The following is a 23,654-nucleotide window of genomic DNA, read 5'->3' as shown; positions in this document are numbered from 1 at the left end:
AATTCGTGTCAAGAGGTAATTGCAAAACTCCCCATTCTTGTCATTCCCGCAACGATTCTGAGCGGGAATCTGGTTCTAACGGCTTGAAAAACCATATTCCCGATAGAGACATTCGGGAATGACAAATGGTTTTGCAATTGTGTCAAGTTAAAAATATTTTTCGCTGACGCACAACGGAATCGGTTTGCGCAGGAGAAAGATTTTTTTGTTTACTGGCGAAGTAAATCGTGTTAGCTGTGCAAAGGTTTACGCAATTATTTGCTCTAACTCTAAATGATTGCTTAAAGGTTAAGCGTTACCACAAAAAGATTTAAAGATAGCATTATTGGGAAAAGGACATTAAGATGAAGTGCAAAAAACATCCAGATCGGGAGGCAATCGCGATCTGCCAAAAACACCAGACGGGATTCTGCCAGGAATGTTGCGAATGTACCGATTCACTTTACTGCTGCAACTGTCTCGATCCAAAACTGTACTGCCAATTCAGAACGCAGTGTTTAGTCTGGGAGATGTCCCGAGAGCGGCGGAAGTTAGCCGAAAGAAACAGCATAAATAAAAGTTAGGGGGCTGACATGAAGCTTGCGATAGCGGGAAAAGGCGGGGTGGGAAAAACATCCTTAACGGTTTGGCTGGGGGACTATCTGGCCCGCCAGGGGGAAGAGGTTATGCTCCTCGATGCCGACACGGCCCTGTCCCTGGGACAGGCGCTGGGACTGAAGGAAAACGACATACCAATACCGCTGATTCAGAACAAGGAGCTTATAAAAGAGCGGGTCGGCGAGGGCTTCTTCCAGATCAATCCCAAGGTTGACGATCTTCCGGACAAAATTTCCAAACAGGTTGGGAACTTGAAGTTTATGGTCATGGGTACCATTGCCGACGCCGGAAGCGGCTGTGCCTGTTCCCCCAATGCCTTAGTGAAGGCCCTGCTCGCCCATCTGATAGTTGAAAACAGACAGTGGATAATCGTGGATCTGGAGGCGGGCGTTGAACATTTGGGACGTGGAACCATAGAATACGTCGATGGTCTGATTGTGGTGAGCGAACCGAGCATGAGGGGTCTGCAGACAGCGGCCCGGATCAGCGTTCTGGCAAGACAAATGGGGCTGGAACGTCAGGCGCTTATCATAAATCGGGCGCCTTCAGATTTCCGACTTCCAGATATTCCGGGACTCCCGCCGCTTACCGCAACGATACCGGTGCTTTCCTCCCTCACCTTGCGGCAATTGGAGTCATCCTCGGTGCTCGATCTCGAGGAAAGGGAAAATCTGGATAAAGTTGCGGCTAAGCTTATTTCGGCCCTAAAAAAATGAAAACCAGGGGTTGGGAAGCACTTTGGATCACGCCCTAATGATAAAGGCACAGCCCAGCATCCGGAATTTCACGAAGCCGTGGACCTTTACTTCATACATTGCCCCTGTTCCACTATCGAAAAATGTAACTATCTATTTTAAAAAAATATTTATTTTTTAAAAAAATATCCTTGACAAAAAAAAAAATACCCCTATGATGTGCTCCGTTGTTGGCCTTTGGAGTTTTTATCGGGGGGCATATGCGTTTTTTTCTTTTGTTAGTTCTTTTCCTCGCCTCGCCCTTATGGGCGTTCCCCACAAACGAAAATTGCACCGATTGTCATGGAGAATTTAAAAAAACCGCCTCTCACAAGGGTGTCTCCTGCAACGATTGTCACACCGAGATTGCAGCGTTTCCCCATAAGGAAAAACCAGCGCCGCCGGTTTGCAGCAAGTGCCACGGCAAAGCTTCAGATAGTTTCAAAAAAAGTGTTCATACCGACAGAGGCCTTGATTGTATTAGCTGCCACAATGTACACAAAGCAATAAAAGCAAATGATTGCACATCCTGCCATTCCCAGGCCTCCCATGCAACACTCCCCTCCCGGGCCAAGCATCTGGCAACGTTAAATTGTACTGCCTGTCATGGCATACCTGAAAAAAGCGGGGTAACCGCAACGATTAATCTGCCGGCCGGCGCCTTTCTGGACAAAAAGGATGTTGACAACGACGGAAATGGTTTCATTGACGAGACCGAATGGCATACCCTGGAGTATCTGCTCGAACACAAATTCAAAGGCTCGAGTATCGACCGCCAATACTGGTCTTACGGAAATATCCATGGCATCACGCCCAAACCTGCGGACTGCAGTGAATGTCACGAAAAAAGAACAAGGTTTGCAAACGCCACGGCAAAGATTAACGGTGAAGCAGGCTACAGTATTCAGATGGAGCCGGGGGTTTTTATTCCTGAGTTTCCGTCGTTGCACGATTTCGAAAAAACTGTCCACGGAAAACAAGGCGTTACCTGCACAGATTGTCATACCTCCCAGCAAAAAATATCCGACGGGGTGTGCATCCTTTGCCACGAGAATGTCTATCATACCTACAAGAATTCTCTCCACGGCAAACAAGATTCCGCCCTCTGCACTGACTGCCACAACCCTCACCTGATAAAATCGTATAAGGAGTATAATGCAAGGGAGAGGGTAGCGGTCTGCTCACGTTGCCATAAAGATTATATTTCCAAACATAAATGGCTGCCTAATACCGCTCTCCACTTTAAATACCTTGAATGCACATCTTGTCACAGCCCCGGCTCGGAAAAAAGTATGGTCTTTTTTTTCCAAAAGAAGAATGGGGATAAAAAAACGGCATTGACCTATGCAGATTTTGAGGGGGCGTTTGGCCATGACATAAAGGTGAGTTCGGTGATCAATAAATATACCGAAGACATCCTAAAGGGCAAAGATATAGGCAGTTTGCTGAAAGACTTGAACCAAAAAATGAATAACGGCGTATCGATTGACGCAGAGATTGTTGTTACAAAGGTCCATCATGACTATTCGGTTACCCGACTCAGAGAGAAGGACTGCGTCGTTTGCCATTCAGCTCAAGCATCCTTTTACAATTCGGTCTATCTAAACCTCCCCGGCAAGGAAGCGCATTTTTACGCACCGGTAAAGGGCACGCTTTTGTCAACCTATCCATTGGCGATGGCCATGGATATTTATCTGCTTGGTGAACAAAAAATTACCAAGGATGATATATCCATACTCATCCACAAGGCACCGGCAGATTGGACGTCTTACATCAAAGGGCTCGGGTTCAAGCTCATAGACCTGGCCGGCATCTGTCTGCTGATTCTGGCTTTGCTCGGGTGCATGGTTCATGCCCTCTTAAGAATATTGGTGGTAAAGCGATGAAGAAGGTTTATCTGCATACATTCACCATCCGCTGCTGGCATTGGATTAACGCCGCTATTATCATTCTGCTGACGATTACCGGAATCCAGCTCCGGGCGCCTGGCACTGAGACTCTCGCAAAAAGCCTCGGCATATGGTTTCCCAATTACACTAACGCCGTTTTAATCCATAAATACGCCGGATTTGCGTTGGCTGCATCTTTCCTCTTCTGGCTCGTATATGTTATTATCAGCGGCAGTTACCTACGGCACTACCTCTTTCGTCCATCCGATATACCCGTTATGATAAGACAGGCTCGCTATTATGTGATCGGTTTGTTCAAAGGGGAAAAGAATCCCTTCGTCTCCACACCGGAGGGGAAGTTCAACCCTTTGCAAAAACTCACGTACGGGATAGTCCTGCCGTTTGTCGTTCTTGTCCTGATTATCAGCGGCGTTCTCTTCAGCGACATCTTCTTCTTCAGGGAGACAATAGAACATTTCGGCGGTATCCGTATGTTGGACGCCCTGCACGTTATCGCCGCTTACCTCTGCCTGTTAAACTTTCTTGTCCATCTCTACATGACAACCATGGGACATCATATTTTTGATCATATCAAATCCATGATCGTCGGCTATGAAGAGGTCTCGGAGGAAGAGGAATAAGAACATTCACAGGGTTAAGATAAGAGCAATCTCTGAATTTCCGGTATCCTTATTGCCAAAATCCCGTAAAATCACTAAATTCAATCTTTCTTATTCCACCAGGGAAAAGTGAACAGCCTGTGGGCGGCGCGCGGGGGTTCTTCTTTTTTTATGCCCTTCTGACATAACGGGCAGAATCCTGATGACTTCTGATCAATATTCTCGGCATAGGTGGAGGAATTCATCACACATCCAGGCTGCGAGCAGTGGATAAGACCAAAGGTATGCCCCAATTCATGAACTGCCTCTTTCAGCAGACGTCTGGCCGTTAGTTCCCTGTCTTCAGCCATCCCGTAGAAACGGTTATGGAGGCGCTGCATCGACACCACTGCGCCTGTTCCCCCCAGTTGCGCCTCTCCAAAAACGAAGGTGAGAATGGGGATAAAAAGATCCACGTCGAGAACCCCCAGTATCTTTTCCGCATCGCGGGGAGGATTCGCTATCAGTTGCTGAAGCACCAGTGAAGAGTTGTATTGCGATCTTCTTGCATCAAATACTTCCTGCAGATTGACTTTGAATTCGCCCCTCTTTGTCCTCATATGAAAAATGTCAGAAATCAACACTTCCAACGTTTCGAGGAAAGAATGGTCTTCAAGCTCAATTGGCACGATATAAATAAAGGGCATCACAGATACTGTTTATTAAGGTCATCTCTCCGAAAACCGTATTTCTCAATTTTATTGTAAAGGGTAAGCCGACTGATTCCAAGAATCTCGGCCGCCTGGGCAATATTTCCCTTCGTCTGATTTAAAATTTTTAATATGTGCTTTCTTTCTATCTCTTCCAGGGATTCCACCTCTCCTGAAACTATCGCGCCAGTGGCGGGAACGGGAAAGCAAATGTCGTCAACCTTAATATATTTCCCTTTTGCCACCACAACCGCTCTTTCAACCGCATTTCTCAATTCTCTGATGTTTCCCGGCCAATCGTATCCGGTAAAGGCCTCCCTGGCTTGCGGGGAAAAGTCAACAACATCCTTGTTCATTGACTGGGCGTACTGCTTCAGAAAATATCTGGCAATTAACGGGATATCCTCTCTCCGTTCCTTCAGCGTCGGCAAAACAATGGAAAATACATTCAAACGGTAATAGAGATCCTCACGGAAACTGCCATCCTTAATGGCCTTCTCCAGATTTTTGTTGGTCGCACAAATAATTCGGAAATCGACGTCAATCGTCTTGTCTCCCCCCAGTCTGGTGAATTTCTTGGTCTCGATCACACGCAAAAGATCCATCTGCATCTTTTCGCTGATATTGCCGACCTCATCTAAAAACAGTGTGCCTTTATCGGCCATCTCGAGTTTACCCTTTCTTCTGTACATTGCCCCGGTAAAGGAACCCTTTTCATGGCCAAACAGCTCGCTTTCCAGCAATCCCTCGGTATAAGCGCCGCAGTTAATGGCAATAATGGGAAAATATCTGCGGGAACTGCGGCTGTGTATTGCCCGGGCGATAAGCTCTTTCCCGGTTCCACTTTCCCCAAGAACCATAACGGTAGAATCAGTTCTGGAGACTGTGTCCACCATATCCATAACCTTTTTTATTGCCTGGCTCTCTCCCACGACTTCCTCCGGCAGCAATAATTCTTCTATGTGCTGGCGAAGCTGAATATTCTCCGTTATTAGTCTTCTTTTTTCGACAGCGTTCCTAATCAGGCGGCTCAGATCATCAGGATCGATCGGTTTGGTTATGTAATCAAAGGCGCCGTCTTTCAGACCCTGGATCGCCGTATCAACGGAGGCGTAAGCGGTCATGATAATTGTTACGATATTATTATCAATTTCTTTTATGCGTTTCTGAAGCTCTATCCCGTCCATGCCGGGCATCTTGATATCCAGCAAGACAATGTCCCAAGCGGTTTCCTGGAGTCTTTTCAAGGCTGTTGCCCCTTCATCAGCGGTGTCCACCCGGTAGCCATCAGCCTTGAACCACTGATAAAGGGAGTCCCTTACGGATGCCTCGTCGTCAACAATCAATATTCCTATCTCTTCAGGTTTCACAGACAATCTCCTTAAGTATTTATCATGTATTGTCATTTCCGACTGCAGTCGGATTCCGGGGCAAAAAGACGGTAAAAACGGCGCCCTCTCCCACCGTTGTTTTAACGTCAATAGAACCGCCATGTTGCTGCACAATACCATAAACAACTGAAAGACCCAGCCCGGTGCCCTTCGTTTTAGTCGAGACAAACGGTTCAAAGATATGGGGGAAAATCGTATCGGGGATACCCTTGCCGGTATCGGAAACAGTAACCACGACACTCTCTTTGAGGGTCGTGCAGTCGGTTGTTATCATGATCGTCCCTCCGGGGGGCGTCGCCTCGATAGCGTTGACGATCAGAGCCACAAAAACCTGCTGAATGCCCCCGGCATCGCAATAGATCAGATCATCCCCTTCCCCCAATTCCTTGACCAGATGGAGCTCCTTCATCTTGACGCTATGGTCTATTACCATAATGCTGTTCTCGATGATTCCGTTTAAATGCTCTTCCTTAAAATCGCCGGAACCACGGCGGGAAAATATCAGCAGGCTCTTGACAATATTGCCGCACCGCTTCGTCTCCTCGCTGATAAAAGCGAGATTCTTTCTTACCGCCTCCAACGCCTCAGGGTCATTATCGCCCCGCTCAAGATACCGGGACGAAACCTTGGCGTAGGACAAAATCCCTGAAAGGGGATTGTTTATCTCATGGGCAACCATCGCCGACAGCTCCCCCATCGAAGCCATCTTCTCCGCCATTATCAACTGCGCCTGCGTTTTCTCGAGTTCCAGAGACTCTTCACGGATCTGAGCAGTCATATTATTAAATGATTTTGCCAAGTTGCCTAGTTCATCGCTGGAATTTATCTCCACCCTGTATTCAAGGTTGAGATTGGCTACCTCTTTGGTCGCGTCATTCAGTTTTTTAATGGGATTATGGATCATCCTGCGGATGAAATATCCCTTCACTAAAACGGTAATCAAGATAAGCAAAGCCGAATAGAGGATCATCTTGTTACGTGTTACAATAATCCTCCCGTCCCCATCCTTCAAAGACAATTTAACATCCAGAATCCCCAGCAGACCGTCTTGCGGGGCGTGGGCATGACAGGCTGCATTAAAACATTCCGGCGAATTCTCAATCGGACTGATAAGTCCCATAACGCGTGATCCGTCACTGGATGTGAATGTCCTCGTCAGGTCTTTGGTCGGGACAACCCCTTTCGCCGGCTCCTCTGCGTGACAAACATAACACTGCTCCGCCCTTTTATCCGCAACCTTGCCAACCTCCTCCGGCTTGTCTGAAAAGGTGATCACACCGATCTTGTTGTAGATCCTGATCCCCCGGAACTCCTGTTCCTTCCCGATATTTACAATCGTATTTGTCAAGTCGGAACGGCGGTTCTCCAGCATGCTGTAGTAAGTAGCCCTTTTTATCAGATTACTCACCTTGACGGCATTGCTGACGGCATCAATTCGGAAATGGTCGGTCAGTAAATAAACGTTTACATATATGATAACCCCGAACGCAATTATCAGCAGAAAAACCAGAAGAATAAAGAACTTTACACCGATAGAATTGGCAATTCGCTTAATCCTGGTGACCATAACAACAAATACCCTTCGTGTGCAAACACTTAGCAGTGACAAACTTTCCGCAACAATTCAGCACCCCGAATACCTTTTTCAACTTCAATGCTATTTTCCTCAAACAATAAAAAACCCACATCCATTTTCAATGGTTGCGGGTTTTTTATTGTAAATTTTTTTCATTAAAATTACCATTCGGGCCAACATAGAATTACTAACCGCCCCCAAGCGAACTGCCAGTTAGTTTTCAATAAATCAATGATAAATTTTTTACAAGGGATATTTTCCTGTTCCTCTTAATTATATTGTCGGCTACCAGCAACTATAATCCTTTTCCTGATCAGCTTCGGGAGGGAGGATTGCGGGGCAAAGATACAGTGAAAACTGTCCCCTCATCCGCAACTGTTTTGACGTCAATAGAACCTCCGTGCTGCTGCACAATGCCATAGACCATGGCAAGCCCCAGCCCGGTGCCCTTCGCTTTAGTCGAGACAAACGGTTCAAAGATATGGGGAAAAATCGTGTCGGGAATACCCTTGCCGGTATCGGAAACAGTAACCACGACACTCTCTTTGAGGGTCGTGCAGTCGGTTGTTATCGTGATCGTCCCACCGGAGGGCGTCGCCTCGATAGCGTTGACGATCAGCGCCACAAAAACCTGCTGAATGCCCCCGGCATCACAACTGATCAGATCATCCCCTTCTTCCATATCCTTAACCAGGTGGAGCTCCTTCATCTTGACGCTATGGTCTATTACCATAATGCTGTTCTCGATGATTCCGTTTAAATGCTCTTCCTTAAAATCGCCGGAACCACGGCGAGAAAATATCAGCAGGCTCTTTACAATATTGCCGCACCGCTTCGTCTCCTCGCTGATAAAAGCGAGATTCTTTCTTACCGCCTCCAACGCCTCAGGATCATTATCGCCCCGCTCAAGATACCGGGACGAAACCTTGGCGTAGGACAAAATCCCTGAAAGTGGATTGTTTATCTCATGGGCAACCATCGCCGACAGCTCCCCCATCGAAGCCATCTTCTCCGCCATGATCAACTGCGCCTCTGCCCTCTCCAACTCCAGTGTCTTCTCCCTTACTCTGTCTTCGAGTTGCGTGTACCAGTTTTTAACGGCCTGGTTCGCATCCTTGAGTTCAGAAGTCATCTTATTGAAGGATTTAGCCAAATTGCCAAACTCATCACGGGAATTCACCTCGACCTTATGATCAAGGTTAAGATTGGCTACCTCATCGGTTGCATTATTCAGTTTTTTGATAGGATTATGGATCATCCTGCGGACGAAATACCCCTTTACCAGAACGGTAATCAAGATCAGCAAAGCCGAATAGATGAGCATCCTGTTACGTGTTGCCGCAATTCTCCCATCCCCATCCTTCAGCGACAATTTAACATCCAGAATCCCCAGCAGGCCATCTTTCGGGGAGTGGGCATGGCAGGCGGCATTGAAACATTCCGGCGAATTCTCGATCGGACTGATAAGCCCCAGAACACGTGATCCATCACTGGAGGTGAATGTTCGCGTCAGGTCTTTGGTCGGGACAACCCCTTTCGCCGGCTCCTCCGCGTGACAAACATAGCACTGCTCCGCCCTTTTATCCGCAACCTTGCCAACATCCTCCGGTCTGTCTGAAAAGGCAATCACCCCTATCTTGTTATAGATCCTGATCCCTCTGAACTCACTTTCCTTCCCGATATTTGCAATCGTATTTGTCAGATCGGAACGGCGATTCTCCAGCATGCTGTAGTAAGTAGCCCTTTTTATCAGGTTGCTAACCTTGACGGCATCATGAACTACGGCCTGACGGAAGAAATTGTTCAGAAAATAGACATTCAGATATATGATAATTCCGAAGGAAACTATCAGCAGAAAAACGAGGAGAACAAAAAACTTTGCGCCAATGGAATTGGCAATTCGCTGCACCCTTTTAAACATATTCGGGCATCTCAATATTTGTTATCATTGGAAGTATCTGCCATCCCCCAGTCAAAAAATCAGGGGATGGCAATAAACCCTGCAGCTATCCAAACAGGACCGTGTATATTATCAACAGAACAACCGACACTCCTAAAAACAAGAAGAAAAAACCAAAAGAATAGACAGCCTTCATAAAATCGGGCGAAAGCTCTTTAGTAACAAGCTTTTCCTCGAATTGCCCTTTTGCTTCCGCTTCTTCATAGCTGCGCGGTCTTTCTTCGCGACACTCTTCCGCCGGGATTACCCCGGTAAAGATAACAGGATCCATCGGAAATGCCTCCGGACGAAGATGGGTATTGAAAAAATGAACCGTAAAAATAAAACCTGTCGCCAGAAGGGCTTCATCACTGTGAATAATCGCCGCAACATTGACCAGCCACCCCGGGAAAATGAGACTGGAAATTTCCGGGAACCAGAGAATCAAACCGGATAAACCGATCACCGGAACCCCCCAGAAAACAGCCAGGTAATCAAATTTTTCCCAATACGTCCAGCGTCCATACTGGGGTCTCGGCCCCTTCCCGGCAAACCATTTTATGGTAGCGATAAAATCCTTCAAATCCTGGGAATTGGGCAGCATGGAGTCTTTCCCCAGGATAAATTCTTTTAACGGCGTTTTGTTCTTAATCTTCAATTTTATCAAATAATATACATGCGAAAATAACAGACCGAACATAACTACCGCCGAGAAGTGATGAATCCGAGCCGCCACAGCAGCTCCCCCCATCAGGTTTGCTATAAACCGCGCCCACGCCATATCGGAAAATTTCAGGGCCATGCCGGTAATGGCCAGTGCCAGGAAGCTGACGACAAGAACAAGGTGTGAAATACGATGGTAATTATTGAAACGCTCCACATACCGATGATCCTTGATGGCATCGGCCTCGTACTCCCTTCTTTTTGCCCGCATCCGCGCAAAGGAGCGGGGAATCCACAACAATGTGTGGAGCCCGAAAAACCCGAAGGTACCTATAAGAAGCAGGCTCATTGCCCTAAAGGTATAGAAGAGAACTGGAAACTTCACCTTGTCGTGATGGGTGGAATGGGTCAGGTAATCGGTAAAACGCCGGTTGGCGTTCGGATGACACTGCCGGCACGTCTTTACCACGTTTTTAAAGCCGACAGTTGAATTGGGATTGTTGACCGTCAGGATTTCATGAGCGCCGTGGCAATCAGAGCATTTTGCCACTTTATTAGACCCCAAAAGATAAGACTTGCCGTGAGCCGTGTCCAAATACGTCTTGGCGAGTTCTTTATGACACTTCCCACACTGACTGGTAACCTCGGTTACGAACTTGTTCTTTTCAACCCGCGTTATCTGATGCGAGGAATGGCAATCCTCACAGATCGGGAGTTTTTCTTTTGACTTGCTGACGGTAGGGCTGTGGACGCTTTTGACAAATTGCTTGTAGATTCCCACATGGCAGGTTCCGCAGGTTGCCGATACATTCTTTCTATTGATTGTCGAGTGTTCGTCTTTATGATCCAGATTCAGGTGCTTGCCGTGACAATCCGAACACACCGCCGCAACCAGGAGCCCCTTTTTCTCAAGCGCCACCCCGTGAACGCTTGTCGAGTAATCAACGACTACATTGCCGTTTCCTACCTTTGAAAACTCGGCCGCCTTTCCTTTCGCCCCATGGCAGGAACCGCATAGTTGAGGAATGTTGCCACGATAAACGGGAGATTTGGTATTTTTGGCAGGCAAAACGCTATGGGTCCCGTGACAAGATGTGCAGAAAGGGGCATCTTTCTTGTTCAGCGCATGGGCGCGTCCGTGCGCGCTCTGAACATATTCCTTGCCCACCTCGGCATGGCAACTTGAGCAATTAACATTCTCCGCTGTATCGCAGGGCCTTTTATGGGTTGGGCTGACGTCGGTATGGCACTTGACGCAGGGGATGTTTTTATGGGCGGAATCCTGCAATGTCTTCACTTCTACATGAAGCGAAAACTTCTTACCGCCCACAACCTTGTTTAAAGAATTTTTTCCATGGCACTTCAAACAGTCATTGTCGGCAAGACCTGTTGTCATAGAATCTTTACGTATCTTGTGCGAACGGTGACAATCAGAACAGGCGGGAATCGCCCCGGGCTTCTTTTCCCACAACTCCCCCTGAATAATCTTGGAATGCACTCCCTCTATGTTTGAATGACAAACCATGCATGACTGGGCAATGTTATGCGGGTTGGTTTGCGATTTTGGATCTGTATGGGGAAGAATGCGGTGATTCCCATGGCAATCCGCGCAGGCGGCAGTCACTAAAAGCCCTTTTTTCAAAAGACCCACACCGTGGATACTTTCGGAATAATTATCCAGAATATTCTTTTCGGGAATATCGTACATGCGCGCAACCGGCGCTCCTTCTCTATGACACTTACCGCAGAGGGAGGGAATATTGATTTTATAGGTAAGAGAACGCGGGTTCCTGTTCGATAAAATGTAATGATTGCCATGGCATTCAATACAGGTAGGGGCATGCGGTTCCTTTTTTGCCAATGCCTTCCCGTGGATTCCTGCCTTGAACTCCTTGTCCGCATCATCATGACAACTGCCGCAATTCACCGGCGCTAATTTTTCCGGATGGGGGAAATCCTTGACATCAGCTTCAGGATGGCATCCGGTGCAGCCTACCTTGCCGTGGCTTGACGTTGAATATTTTTTAAGATCAACAAAAAGGGAAACGGTCTTACCTTCTCGTTTTGTTGTCATCTGTTTATCGGAATGGCATTCCATGCAGCTCTCATCCGAAGCTGAGTAGGCCAGCGAGAATGGGGTAAAGATTAATGAAATAAGAATAATCCAGCTCCCCGTCACTTTCTTCCATTTACATTGTTCATCAATCATAAGAACTCTTCCTCTCTTTATTCTTGTCTCAACTTTACTTGATCAGTTTTTTACCGAACCTGATAAACAGTTGAAGAATTATCCCTTCTCGTTGCCAACCAATATCGTTCACAACCGGACATTTCTGGCCATCAAATCATTGCCGGCAGGTTTGTAAAAAAATATAATTTTTTTCTATAATGCGATTAATAATATATTAGCTTCTTTTAAAAAGACTCTGTTCCAACAGGCTAAAACTTAAGCACAATTGGCGCTCCTGCTCAATTATGCCACCCATTGACGCTCGAGGGATACACGAGATTTGTCCACTTTGTCAAGCTCTTAATTATTATCTGTCTTTGCACTGGTTTAGGTGGATTTTTTATGATGAATGATTTATGTTGCCCCGAAAAAATAAGGAGAAAGATTTGAGGATACTGGCGTTGGATTACGGGGAAAGAAGAGTCGGCGTTGCCATCTGCGATGAACTCGGAATCGCGGCTCATGGCCTGGCAACAATCGTCAGAAAAAATCGTGAAACCGACATGGCCGCAATATCCGCTTTCATAAAGCGCTTTGACGTTGACCGGATCGTCATTGGGTATCCCATACGCATTGACGGCAGCGAAGGGATACAATGCGAGAAGGTAAACAGATTTATCCACCGACTCGAAACCTGCTTTAAACTGCCCGTAACCCGCTGGGACGAAACCCTTTCCACAAAAGAGGCAGAAGCCATCATGAAAAACAACGGCAAAAAGAAAAGGGGAAAGATGGATATTGATCGAGTAGCCGCGAGCGTTATCCTGCAGAGTTACCTCGATTCCCCCTCCAGCAAGCTGCTGAAGACCGACGAGGGAAGCAGATAAACGCCCGAATGTTTGATTGGATGAATATGGCTTTTTTATACAGATCAAAAAAGTTTTTTTTAATAGCATTGATCCTGTTATTTCTGGGGATAGCTTTTTTCAGGTACGCCGTTAAATCTGTTAGCGACACTGACATGGCAACAACGGTCGATATTCCCAGCGGCGCGGGCTTTTTCAAGATAACAGCGATACTAAGCGATGCAAAGCTGGTTCACAATCGCCCCTTCTTCTGGGCGCTCGCCATCGGAAAGGGAGCGGCAAGACGCATCAAGGCAGGCGAATACGAATTTTCCGGCAAGCTGTCTCCTTCGGAAATCATCAACAAACTTATTAGGGGAGAGAAAAAGTATTATGATGTTTTGCTTCCCGAAGATCTTAACGCCCGGGAGTTCGCGCAACGGCTCTTATCCTTCAGGCTTATTAATGAGGAGGAATTCATGAACCTCCTGTCCGACCGAAACTTTATCGCCTCCCTTGGCATAAAGGCGGAAGGCCTTGAGGGATACCTTTATCCGGACACCTACCGCCTGGACCGGTCAATGACTACAAGGGAAATAACCCGCATCCTTGTAAACAACTTTTGGAAGAAGATAACCCCGGAAATCCGAAAACGGACGGAGGAGATGGGGATGACAATCCATCAGTTGCTTACCCTTGCCTCCATCATCGGCAAAGAGTCAGGAGTCAGCTCCGAAAAACCGCTGATCTCCGCTGTATTCCACAACCGAATAAAGCTCGGCATGAAACTCCAGAGCGATCCAACGGCAATCTATGGGTTGCCGGAAGACGTAAAAATAGTCCTGTCAAAACACCTGAAGCTGGATAATCCCTACAACACCTACAGGTTCAAAGGCCTTCCCCCCGGCCCGATTGCCAACCCCGACATAGATTCCATAAGGGCGGCATTGTACCCAGCCAAGGTTAACTACCTCTACTTTGTTGCTAAAAATGATGGAACTCACCAATTCTCAACAGATCTCGCAAGCCACAACAGAGCTATTCTAATATACCGCAATAGCAAGTAAAAAACCAGAACTGGCAAGTGCAGTTAGCCATAAACTAAGGTTAAAGGATGCTTACCTTTGAAAAATGGCGGCGATAAAAACACCCGCGCCGCCCTACTCGCGCCTCATTAATCCAACGCTTTAAACTTAAACATAAAATAACTAAAAATTTTTCTTGACAAAAATAAAAAACACCTCTATCTTCGCCCCAAAGTGGAGCATGTTGGTTTGTAGTGGAGGAAATTCCCAAATGTCTGTCTTCAGGGGCCAGTATTACCATACGATAGATGATAAGGGTCGGATAATTTTCCCCTCCCGACTTCGGGAAGTCTTTTCCGAAAAAAAAGACAATCGAATTGTTATAACTAACTGGGAAGGTTACCTGATGGTCTTTCCCTTCGACGAGTGGCGCATCATCGAGGAAAAGGTCTCCCAGCAGCCATTAATGCGCAAAGAGGTTCGTTCTTTTCAACGTTTTTTCATGTCCGGCGCGGTAGATTGCACGATAGACAGCCATGGCCGGGTTCTTATTCCCCCCAACCTGAGAGAATACGCAAAGCTGGAAAAGGAGATCGTGCTGGCCGGCATGATCAAGATTATCGAAATATGGAGCAAGGACAGATTCGAGATCGAAATGAAGAAATCGTCTGAAGGCATTGACTCCTTCAGCGGCTACATGGCTGATCTGGGAATATAAAAGCCACAAACCAGCCGGGCAGGATGATGATGGAAGCAGCGGACAAAGACGTTTTCCATAGGCCGGTAATGGTCACGGAGGTGATTGAGGCGCTTCAATGTCGTCCCGGCGGCGTCTATCTGGACGGCACGGCAGGAGGAGGCGGGCATTCCTTGGAAATCCTGAAAAACTCCTCTCCCGATGGGTTGCTTGTTGCCACAGACATTGATGGCGACGCCATTGAGGAGACAAAAAAGCGACTGGCCTCTTTCGGCCGCCGGGCTATCGTCGTGAATGACAATTTTTCTGCAATGCGCGCCGTATTGACTGGACGGGGCATAAGCAAGGTGGATGGCATCCTCCTCGATCTGGGCGTTTCTTCCCATCAGTTGGACAGCGCCGTCAGGGGTTTCAGTTTTACCCTGGAGGCTCCTTTGGACATGCGGATGGATAAAAGTAGGGGGCCCAGCGCCTATGATCTGATCCATTCCCTTTCCCGTGAAGAACTGGAGAAGATCATCAGGGAGTATGGCGAGGAAAAAACGGCGCGGCGAATTGCCATAGCGATAACAAGAAGAAGAGTTATTTCAAATATTCGCACAACAACAGAATTGGCAGCCATTGTAGCTGGGGCATTTCCTAAAATAAGGACGGCATCCAGAATACACCCGGCAACCCGGACTTTTCAGGCCATAAGGATCGCCGTAAACAATGAACTGCGCAACCTTAAACTGGCCATAGAAGACGGCGTAGAACTTCTCCGGAGCGGCGGACGCTTCTGCGTCATATCGTTCCATTCGCTGGAGGACAGGATCGTGAAAAATAGTTTCAGCGAACAGGCAAAAGGGTGCATCTGCCCCCCGGATTTACCCTTTTGCGCCTGCGGCCGAAAGCCCACGCTGAAAATCATAACAAAAAAACCCCTTGTTCCCAATGAAACCGAGATTAACGAAAACCCAAGGTCAAGAAGCGCAAAACTAAGAGCGGCTCAGAGAATCTGATTATGCAGGCAACAGAGGTTTTAAGACATAACATTCCCCACGAGGACGACTCCTCCGCGGCGAGGATTGGCTATTCCACCTGGGTATTTGTCGCCTCCGTGATTATGGCTGTCGCACTAATTTATGTATGGAGTCATATCCATATGACGGAGCTGGAATATCAGATTGCCGGGGAGATCACCAGCCGGGAACAGCTTGTTGAGGATCAGAAAAGGTTAAAACTCGAACTCGCGACGCTTAAATCCCCGCAGAGGATAGAATCCATCGCCCGGGAAAAATTGCAGATGATATATCCGATAAAAGAACAGGTGATATTGCTGAAATGACATCTGAATCGAGAAAATGGATGAAATTCAGAATCTCCACCCTGCTGGGATTGGCGCTGCTCATGTTTACAGCGCTGTTCTGGCGCGCCTTCGACCTGCAGATAATCTCGGCAAAAAAGCTGAACAATCTTGCCCGTAAGCAGCATACCCAGACCCTAATGTTGCAACCGGACAGGGGAATTATCTTGGACCGCAGCGGCGAAAAACTGGCAGCGACAATAATGACTGACTCTGTCTGCGCCGATCCTTCCAAAGTTAAAAATCCGATTGAAACCGCCGGCAGGCTCGCCGCGATTCTCAACGTTGACAAAAAAGTTCTTGTAAAAAGGCTTTCCACGGAAAAAAATTTCTGCTGGATTGGCAGAAAAATTGCGCCCGAGCAGGCTAACCTCGTGAGCAATTTAAAGATGGAGGGAATATTTACTGTCAAGGAACCCATGCGCTATTACCCGGCAGGCGAGCTTGCCGGGCACCTTGTGGGATTCGTCGGAATGGACGCCAAGGGCTTGGACGGACTGGAGCTTCAATATGAAAACTACCTGCGGGGAGTTCCTCAAAAGCTGCTCTGGAACAGAGACGCCAAAGGGAAAAGGCTCTATCCCCAGATGGCAGCAAACGAAACCATCGATAATTACAGAAACAGCGATGCCCATAACTACAGCCTCGTCCTGACAATAGACAAACGGATTCAGCATCTTGTCGAATCCCATCTGAAAAAGGCCGTCCTCGATAAAGGCGCGAAGGGCGGCTATGCGATAGTCATGGATCCCCGCACGGGTGAAATCGTTGCCCTGGCCAATGAAATGGCTTTTGACCCTAATAATTTCAAGACTATTGCCCCGGAGTCAAGACAAAACAGGGCCATCGCCGATGCCTGGGACCCTGGTTCAACATTCAAACCTTTTATGGCTGCCGCCGCTCTCAATGAGAGGGTTGCCCAGCCAACAGATATGTTTTACTGTGAAGATGGCCACTATGCAGTCGCTAACCGCACCATCCACGAGGCAAACCGGAAGCGTCACGGCATGCTTTCACTTCACGACATTATAAAATATTCAAGCAATATCGGCTCCGCAAAGGTTGCCGAAAAGCTCGGCAAAGAGAAGTTTTACGAGTATATAAAAAAATTTGGATTCGGCGATAAAACTGGCATCGATCTGCCCGGCGAGGCAAAAGGGCTGCTCCGGCCGGTTGAACGGTGGACCAGAGTGGACACGGCAACCATCGCGTTTGGGCAGGGAATATCAGTAACAGGCATTCAGCTCATAACCGCGCTCTCCAGCATCGCCAACGATGGCATCCTTATGAAACCTTTTATAGTCAGGGCCATGCTGGGCAAGAACGGGGAAATTGTGCAGAACTTTCATCCCACCCAGGTACGCCGGGTGATCTCCTCGGAAACGGCAAAAACAATGACTGCAATCTTAACCGACGTGGTCGGCATGGAAGACGGCACCGGGAAAAACGCACGGATCGCCAACATTTCGGTGGCGGGAAAAACTGGCACGGCACAGAAATTTGACTTTAAAGCGGGCGCTTACTCCTCGCAAAGGGTGCGAACGTCCTTTATGGGCTTTTTCCCCGCCGAAGCTCCCCAGATCGCGATGCTGATCGTCCTGGACGAACCGCAGAAGGATCGCTGGGGAGGGGTAGCCGCTGCGCCCGTTTTTAAAAATATTGGCGAACAGCTCCTCACTGCCTTTAAAACAAATATTCGTCGCAACCCCGAACCGGAAGAAATCAATCCCCTCGATAATAACATCGGCCTCAAATTCGTTTCTGCGCCAGCAACGCTTGCCAATGTGGCGGAAACCGCGGCAGAAGAAGGGATAATGCCTAATTTCAGCGGTATGACTATTCGAGAGGCGCTAAGAAAGTCAAGAGAGAGGGGACTTGACATCCGTGTCGTTGGCAGCGGCTGGGCGGCGGAACAGACGCCGGCTGCGGGGATGCCTTTGCCAGAGAATAGTATCTGTACGGTTACCTTTAAGGCAGGTTCGTGAGCCATTGCGATGCAACTTTCACAAGTTTTAAAAGAAGTCGAAATTCTCGACAGGGCGGAAGGGCCAAGCGGAAATTTCGAAAGAAATGATGTCCTCTCAATATGCTACGATTCAAAGAAGTGTAAACAAGGGAGCCTCTTCGTCGCCATCGCCGGCATGAAGACTGATGGCCATCGGTTTATTGAAAACGCGATAAAAAATGGCGCCTGTTTTATTATTCATGAGCGGGCCTTCGATCCCCCCGCCGGCATAACCGCAATCCGCGTCAGGGACAGTCGCCGCGCCCTTGGACAAATCGGACGTAATTTCTTTAGCGATCCATCTTCAGCCCTCTGCCTCATTGCCGTTGTCGGCACCAATGGAAAAACCACCACAACCTACCTGCTGGAGTCAATCCTGCAAAACGCGGGATGCCCCGTCGGGGTTCTCGGCACGGTAAACTACCGTTATGGGAAAACCATCTTTCCCGCCCCGAACACCACCCCGGAATCCTTTGAAATGCAGAGGATCCTCCGGGAAATGGCGGACAATGGAGTTACCCACTGCATAGCCGAGGTCTCCTCCCATGCCATCGCTCTTCACCGCGTTGACGACTGCGCATTCGACATGGGAATTTTCACCAATCTTACCCAGGACCACCTCGACTACCACAAAACCATGGAAAACTACTTCCATGCCAAACAACGGTTTTTTTCGGAGGTGCTGCCCGCCGGAGCAAAGAAGGGAACCGGCGCCATGGTCATAAATGGCGACGATCCCTGGGGACAGCGAATCATCCGGGAAGCGGCAGGTAAATATACAACGTACGGCATAAACAATGCTTGCCATATATCAGCAAAAACAACCCATTTTTCCCTTGAGGGGATCACCGCAAAAATCACCTCCAAAAATGAAGAATTTGAAATAGCAGCGCCACTTATGGGAAAATTCAATCTCTACAATATCCTGGCGGCGGTTGCTGCCTCTCTGGAATTGGGAATTCCGGCGGAGGCTATCCAAAAAGGGCTCGCCCTGCTCCCTCAGGTACCGGGACGGCTGGAAAAAGTTAACATTCCCGGTCAACCCTCCGTTTTTGTTGATTACGCACATACCGACGATGCGCTGAGACGGGTGCTCGAAAACCTGATCGTCTTTCGGCGGGGAAGGCTGATTACCGTTTTCGGATGCGGCGGCGACCGGGATCGGGGCAAAAGACCCCTTATGGGAGAGGCCGCCGCCCTCTACAGCGATTTGACAATTGTGACCTCTGATAACCCGCGCAGCGAGAATCCGGCAGAGATAATAAAGGATATTGAAAAGGGAATTAATCTGCCGAAAATGGGATTTGACGCAACTAACCCCGTCTCTGTTCGTGCCACTTTCGGGAACAGCATGGAAAAGAAATACATCGTCATCCCCGACCGAAGCGAAGCCATCTTTACGGCAATAGCGCTTGCCGAAAAAGAGGACATCGTCCTGATTGCGGGAAAAGGCCATGAGGATTATCAAATCATCGGCGACAAGCGGTTTCCGTTTGACGACCGTGATATTGCCCGAAGGGCATTGGCAAACCGCCGCTATGAGGAGAAGACCGTATGAACGGAACTTTACCTGCCTTCTCCGCCATGGAACTGCTTGAATCAACCGGAGGCAAGTTGCTCCGGGGAGGAATCCAGTGGGAATGCTATGGCATTTCCACCGATACTCGTACGCTGGAGGCGGGGAATCTTTTCGTGGCCCTGCAGGGGGAGAATTTCGACGGCAGCGACTACCTGACTAAGGCTATACAAAAAGGGGCAGCGGGACTGCTCATCCAGATTGATCGGCAAAGTAAGCTCGCTACCGTGCCGGAAAATGTGCCGGCGCTTGGGGTCAGCAGCGCATTGCAGGCTTATGGGGCGATAGCCAGCCGCTGGCGGAAAAATTTTACTATCCCTCTCGTTGCGGTCACGGGCAGTTCCGGCAAGACCACAACCAAAGAGATGCTCGCCGCGATCGTCTCCCGAACAATGAAGACTCTGAAAACTGAAGGCAATCTTAACAATCAGATCGGCCTTCCGCTCACCCTGCTCAAACTTCGGAAAGAACATCAGCTTGCCGTTGTGGAAATGGGCACAAACAGCCCGGGAGAAATCGCAAAGCTTGCCGCGATAGCAACGCCGGACATCGGTCTGATTACCAACATAGGACCGGCGCATCTCGAAGGATTCGGTTCCCTGCAGGCAATCGCGGAGGAAAAAGGTTCGCTCTGGACGATGATGGCCGGAAAAGGCACGGCAATCATCAATAACGATGATGCGGCGGTTGCCTCCCTCGCCCTTCGCTGGGAGGGAAAGCGACTTTCCTTCGGCCTTAACGATGGCGCCGATATCACCGCCCGCAATATTGCAAACGCTGGAGTAGAAGGGGCCCATTTCGACCTTTTCCTTGACGGTATCGCCATTCCTGTTTTCCTTGCCGCCACTGGAAGGCATAACGTCAAAAACGCCATGGCCGCCGCGGCAGCAGCATGGGCGCTCGGTCTTAGCCGTGAAGAAATAGCGGCAGGACTTGGCGACTTCCGCCCGGTCTCCGGCAGGACAGAAATCTGCAAACTTGCAAACGGGGCGCATCTGATCATTGACACCTATAACGCCAATCCCGGCTCTGTAGCGGAGGCATTAAGAAATTTACAGGAACTGCAGCAAAGGGGAAAGGCGGTAGCGATCCTGGGCGACATGCTGGAGCTTGGCAAAGCATCTGAAAAGTGGCATAGGGAGATCGGGACGATCGTGGCAGCGGGAACAATCAATTCCCTCTTTCTCAAGGGAGAACTGACGAAATCGCTTGCGGAAGCGGCGATAAAGGACGGTTTTCCCGCAGATAATATCACATTTTTTGAAAAGCCGGAGGAGGTTGTTTCCCGCCTCCGGCCCATCTTGAAAAAAGGCGACTGGGTGCTAATCAAGGGCTCAAGAAAGATGAAAATGGAGACAGTTGCAGAAGGAATCATCAAGTTTTATGAACATTAAGCTTCGTTTTAGCAAAAGGAATAGCAAATGCTTTTTCATCTTTTATATCCGCTGCATACAGCATACTCATTTTTTAACGTCTTTCGCTATATCACCTTCCGGACAATCTACGCGGCAATCACGGCGCTGCTGATCTGTTTTGTTTTCGGACCATGGATGATCCGCAAACTGCTGGAGCTTCAGATCGGGCAGACCATCCGCACCGACGGCCCCGAATCCCATCTTGCCAAGCAGGGAACCCCGACGATGGGCGGCATCCTGATCATCTTCGCCGTGATCATCTCGACGCTGCTTTGGGCCAACCTCTCGGTCGTTTCCATCTGGATCGCAGTGATGGTAACTGTCGGCTTCGGTCTGATCGGGTTTATCGACGATTACCGAAAAATATCCCAAAAAAACAGCCGGGGTTTGCCGGGCAGCATCCGCCTGGCAGCGGAAATCGCCATAGCGCTTTTTGTCAGCATCGTTATGTATTTCAAAACCGGGTTCAGCCCCAATGTCACTATCCCCTTTTTCAAGACGGCGCTTCCGAATTTAGGCTGGGGATACATCATCCTTTCCACCTTCATCATCGTTGGCGCCGCCAACGCGGTCAACCTGACCGACGGCCTGGACGGCCTCGCGATCAGTCCGGTCATTACCTGTTTCATGACCTACCTACTGTTTGCCTACTTTACCGGCAATATAAAAATCTCTTCCTATCTCCAGATCCCCTATGTTGCGGGCGCCGGGGAGCTTTCGGTCTTCTGCGGGGCAGTCGTCGGCGCCGGACTGGGATTTCTCTGGTACAACACCTATCCGGCACAGGTATTTATGGGAGACGTCGGCTCCCTTTCCCTGGGGGGCGCCCTCGGGGTTACGGCCATTATGACAAAACAGGAAATCCTGCTGGCAATCGTCGGAGGAGTTTTCGTGCTGGAAACATTCTCGGTAATTTTTCAGGTCGGCTGGTTCAAGCTCTCCGGGGGGAAAAGGATATTCAGAATGGCGCCCATCCATCACCATTTTGAACTGAAGGGCTGGGCGGAACCAAAGGTAATAGTTCGTTTCTGGATCATCTCCATCCTGCTGGCCTTAGTTGCCATCAGCACCCTGAAATTAAGGTAAGAAAAAATGCATGTAAAAAAAGCCGCCATTATCGGGATCGGAAAAACGGGACTAGCAACAGCCGCCTTCCTTGCGAAAAAAGGAATCGACATCGCAGTTACCGACGAAAAACCGCCTTCACAGTGGGGTGACGCCCTGACCTTTTTGAAAAATCTCCCTGCCGAACTGACCATCGTCCCTTATGGAACGGAGATTCTTGCCGATGTCGATCTCGTTGTTCCCTCTCCGGGGGTTTATCCAGGAAATCCGATACTTACGGAGGCTGTGCGATCCGGCATTGACGTGTTGAGCGAACTGGAACTCGCCTCTCGCTTTCTCAAAACCCCGATGATCGCCATTACCGGCACCAATGGAAAAACAACTACCACCTCGTTGATCGGGGCAATCCTCCGCCAAGCGGGGAAAAAGGTCTTCGTCGGGGGGAACATCGGCGAGCCGCTGATCGGCTATGTCGCCGGGCCCCAGGACGCAGACTGGGTTGTGATAGAGGTCAGCAGCTTCCAGTTGCAGTGGGTACGAGAGTTTCATCCGGGAATTGCGCTCCTGCTAAACGTTACCCCCGATCATATCGACTACCACGGAAATCTCGCCGCTTATCGGGAAATAAAAGAAAGGATCTTTGCCCGACAGACCTCCGACGATCTGGCGATCTTGAATGGAAACGAAGCCGCTTTGGTTTCTCTTGGCAAACACCTGACGGCGCAAACCGAGTTTTTCCGTTCCGACGATTTCTTTAAAAATAATGCTCCTGAACCTGGAACTGCCTCCTCGCAAGCGGTCTTTAGCGGGATGTTCCGAGAGAAAAATATTCTCGTCCACATCTTGCCGGACGGGAAACGGGAAGAATACCCCGTCGGCATGATCAAAATACCCGGAAAGCACAACCTCGAAAACGTCATGGCAGCGATAATGGCGGCCAGGGGTTGCGGCTGCTCCTCCGCTGACGTCATCAAGGCGGTCGAGGATTTCCGGGGCCTGCCCCACCGTATTGAATACATATATGAAAAAACCGGAATCCGCTTTTACGACGATTCCAAAGGAACAAATGTTGACGCGGTTTTACGGGCGATAGAGAGTTTTTCCGAGCCGATTATCCTGCTTTTGGGAGGACGGGACAAAGAGGGGGATTTTGAGACGCTGATCCCCTCCATAAGAAAAAATGTAAAGGAAACCGTCCTTTTCGGAGAGGCCAGTGAAAAGATTAATCGCCTGATCGGTAAAAAAGTTAAAACAACTATGCAAAAAACATTAAAAGCAGCTCTGCTGGCGGCATTTGAACACGCGGCGCCCGGCGATGTCGTCCTGCTTTCCCCCGGTTGCGCCAGTTTTGATGAATTCAAAAACTATAAAGACCGCGGAAATCGCTTTCAGGAATGGGTAAAACAACTCTGA

Annotated in this window: 18 protein-coding genes; 13 read left to right on the top strand and 5 right to left on the bottom strand. The window is 48.8% G+C overall.

Annotation, left to right across the window (positions count from 1 at the left end; genetic code table 11):
* Nucleotides 1–572 precede the first annotated feature (572 nt).
* The 3 genes from M0P74_03300 to M0P74_03290 all read left to right on the top strand — a co-directional run bounded on the left by M0P74_03300 (nucleotide 573) and on the right by M0P74_03290 (nucleotide 3,861).
* Nucleotides 573–1,313 carry a P-loop NTPase gene (locus M0P74_03300; protein MCK9362617.1) on the top strand — a complete coding sequence of 247 codons (741 nt, stop codon included), beginning with the start codon at nucleotides 573–575 and terminating at the stop codon, nucleotides 1,311–1,313.
* A 239-nt stretch (nucleotides 1,314–1,552) separates the two neighbouring features.
* A complete protein-coding gene (locus M0P74_03295) occupies nucleotides 1,553–3,217 on the top strand; it encodes a hypothetical protein (GenBank protein ID MCK9362616.1) in 1,665 nt (554 codons plus the stop codon).
* Entirely contained in the window at nucleotides 3,214–3,861 is a 648-nt protein-coding gene (locus tag M0P74_03290; protein ID MCK9362615.1) for a cytochrome b/b6 domain-containing protein, read from the top strand. Before M0P74_03295 ends, M0P74_03290 begins: the two co-directional genes overlap by 4 nt.
* Nucleotides 3,862–3,941: 80 nt before the next feature.
* Here M0P74_03290 and M0P74_03285 read toward each other — a convergent pair whose 3' ends face one another.
* From M0P74_03285 to M0P74_03265, 5 genes are all read right to left on the bottom strand, one after another.
* Nucleotides 3,942–4,526: an archaemetzincin gene (locus M0P74_03285; GenBank protein MCK9362614.1), complete on the bottom strand. Its 585-nt coding sequence runs from the start codon at nucleotides 4,524–4,526 to the stop codon at nucleotides 3,942–3,944.
* Nucleotides 4,526–5,899: a sigma-54 dependent transcriptional regulator gene (locus M0P74_03280; protein ID MCK9362613.1), complete on the bottom strand. Its 1,374-nt coding sequence runs from the start codon at nucleotides 5,897–5,899 to the stop codon at nucleotides 4,526–4,528. The genes M0P74_03285 and M0P74_03280 overlap by 1 nt, the downstream gene beginning before the upstream one ends.
* Nucleotides 5,900–5,921: 22 nt before the next feature.
* Nucleotides 5,922–7,487: a HAMP domain-containing histidine kinase gene (locus M0P74_03275; protein MCK9362612.1), complete on the bottom strand. Its 1,566-nt coding sequence runs from the start codon at nucleotides 7,485–7,487 to the stop codon at nucleotides 5,922–5,924.
* Between the two features lie 322 nt (nucleotides 7,488–7,809).
* On the bottom strand, nucleotides 7,810–9,417 hold the full coding sequence (locus tag M0P74_03270; protein MCK9362611.1) for an ATP-binding protein: 1,608 nt from the start codon (nucleotides 9,415–9,417) through the stop codon (nucleotides 7,810–7,812).
* 85 nt (nucleotides 9,418–9,502) lie between these two features.
* A complete protein-coding gene (locus M0P74_03265; protein MCK9362610.1) occupies nucleotides 9,503–12,307 on the bottom strand; it encodes a cytochrome c3 family protein in 2,805 nt (934 codons plus the stop codon).
* 407 nt (nucleotides 12,308–12,714) lie between these two features.
* On the opposite strand from M0P74_03265, the gene ruvX reads away from it, so the two are divergent.
* The 10 genes from ruvX to murD all read left to right on the top strand — a co-directional run bounded on the left by ruvX (nucleotide 12,715) and on the right by murD (nucleotide 23,654).
* Nucleotides 12,715–13,155 carry a Holliday junction resolvase RuvX gene (gene ruvX, locus M0P74_03260; GenBank protein MCK9362609.1) on the top strand — a complete coding sequence of 147 codons (441 nt, stop codon included), beginning with the start codon at nucleotides 12,715–12,717 and terminating at the stop codon, nucleotides 13,153–13,155.
* A gap of 26 nt (nucleotides 13,156–13,181) precedes the next feature.
* Entirely contained in the window at nucleotides 13,182–14,180 is a 999-nt protein-coding gene (gene mltG, locus M0P74_03255) for an endolytic transglycosylase MltG (protein ID MCK9362608.1), read from the top strand.
* Nucleotides 14,181–14,409: 229 nt separating this feature from the next.
* Entirely contained in the window at nucleotides 14,410–14,856 is a 447-nt protein-coding gene (mraZ, locus tag M0P74_03250) for a division/cell wall cluster transcriptional repressor MraZ (GenBank protein ID MCK9362607.1), read from the top strand.
* A 23-nt stretch (nucleotides 14,857–14,879) separates the two neighbouring features.
* A complete protein-coding gene (gene rsmH / locus M0P74_03245) occupies nucleotides 14,880–15,836 on the top strand; it encodes a 16S rRNA (cytosine(1402)-N(4))-methyltransferase RsmH (GenBank protein ID MCK9362606.1) in 957 nt (318 codons plus the stop codon).
* Between the two features lie 2 nt (nucleotides 15,837–15,838).
* Entirely contained in the window at nucleotides 15,839–16,162 is a 324-nt protein-coding gene (ftsL, locus tag M0P74_03240) for a cell division protein FtsL (GenBank protein ID MCK9362605.1), read from the top strand.
* Nucleotides 16,163–16,182: 20 nt separating this feature from the next.
* Nucleotides 16,183–18,165: a penicillin-binding transpeptidase domain-containing protein gene (locus M0P74_03235; GenBank protein ID MCK9362604.1), complete on the top strand. Its 1,983-nt coding sequence runs from the start codon at nucleotides 16,183–16,185 to the stop codon at nucleotides 18,163–18,165.
* Between the two features lie 9 nt (nucleotides 18,166–18,174).
* Nucleotides 18,175–19,743: a UDP-N-acetylmuramoyl-L-alanyl-D-glutamate--2,6-diaminopimelate ligase gene (locus M0P74_03230; protein MCK9362603.1), complete on the top strand. Its 1,569-nt coding sequence runs from the start codon at nucleotides 18,175–18,177 to the stop codon at nucleotides 19,741–19,743.
* The gene (locus M0P74_03225; GenBank protein ID MCK9362602.1) at nucleotides 19,740–21,155 is read left to right on the top strand and encodes a UDP-N-acetylmuramoyl-tripeptide--D-alanyl-D-alanine ligase; all 1,416 of its coding nucleotides are present in this window, start codon (nucleotides 19,740–19,742) and stop codon (nucleotides 21,153–21,155) included. Before M0P74_03230 ends, M0P74_03225 begins: the two co-directional genes overlap by 4 nt.
* Nucleotides 21,156–21,182: 27 nt before the next feature.
* Complete coding sequence (gene mraY / locus M0P74_03220) at nucleotides 21,183–22,262, top strand: phospho-N-acetylmuramoyl-pentapeptide-transferase (GenBank protein MCK9362601.1); 1,080 nt, start codon at nucleotides 21,183–21,185, stop codon at nucleotides 22,260–22,262.
* A gap of 6 nt (nucleotides 22,263–22,268) precedes the next feature.
* Nucleotides 22,269–23,654: a UDP-N-acetylmuramoyl-L-alanine--D-glutamate ligase gene (murD, locus tag M0P74_03215; protein ID MCK9362600.1), complete on the top strand. Its 1,386-nt coding sequence runs from the start codon at nucleotides 22,269–22,271 to the stop codon at nucleotides 23,652–23,654.

The organism is Syntrophales bacterium, assembly GCA_023229765.1.
Lineage (GTDB): Bacteria > Desulfobacterota > Syntrophia > Syntrophales > UBA5619 > DYTH01.
Note: the sequence above shows the minus strand (reverse complement) of the source record. Positions and strands in the feature narration are given on the sequence as shown.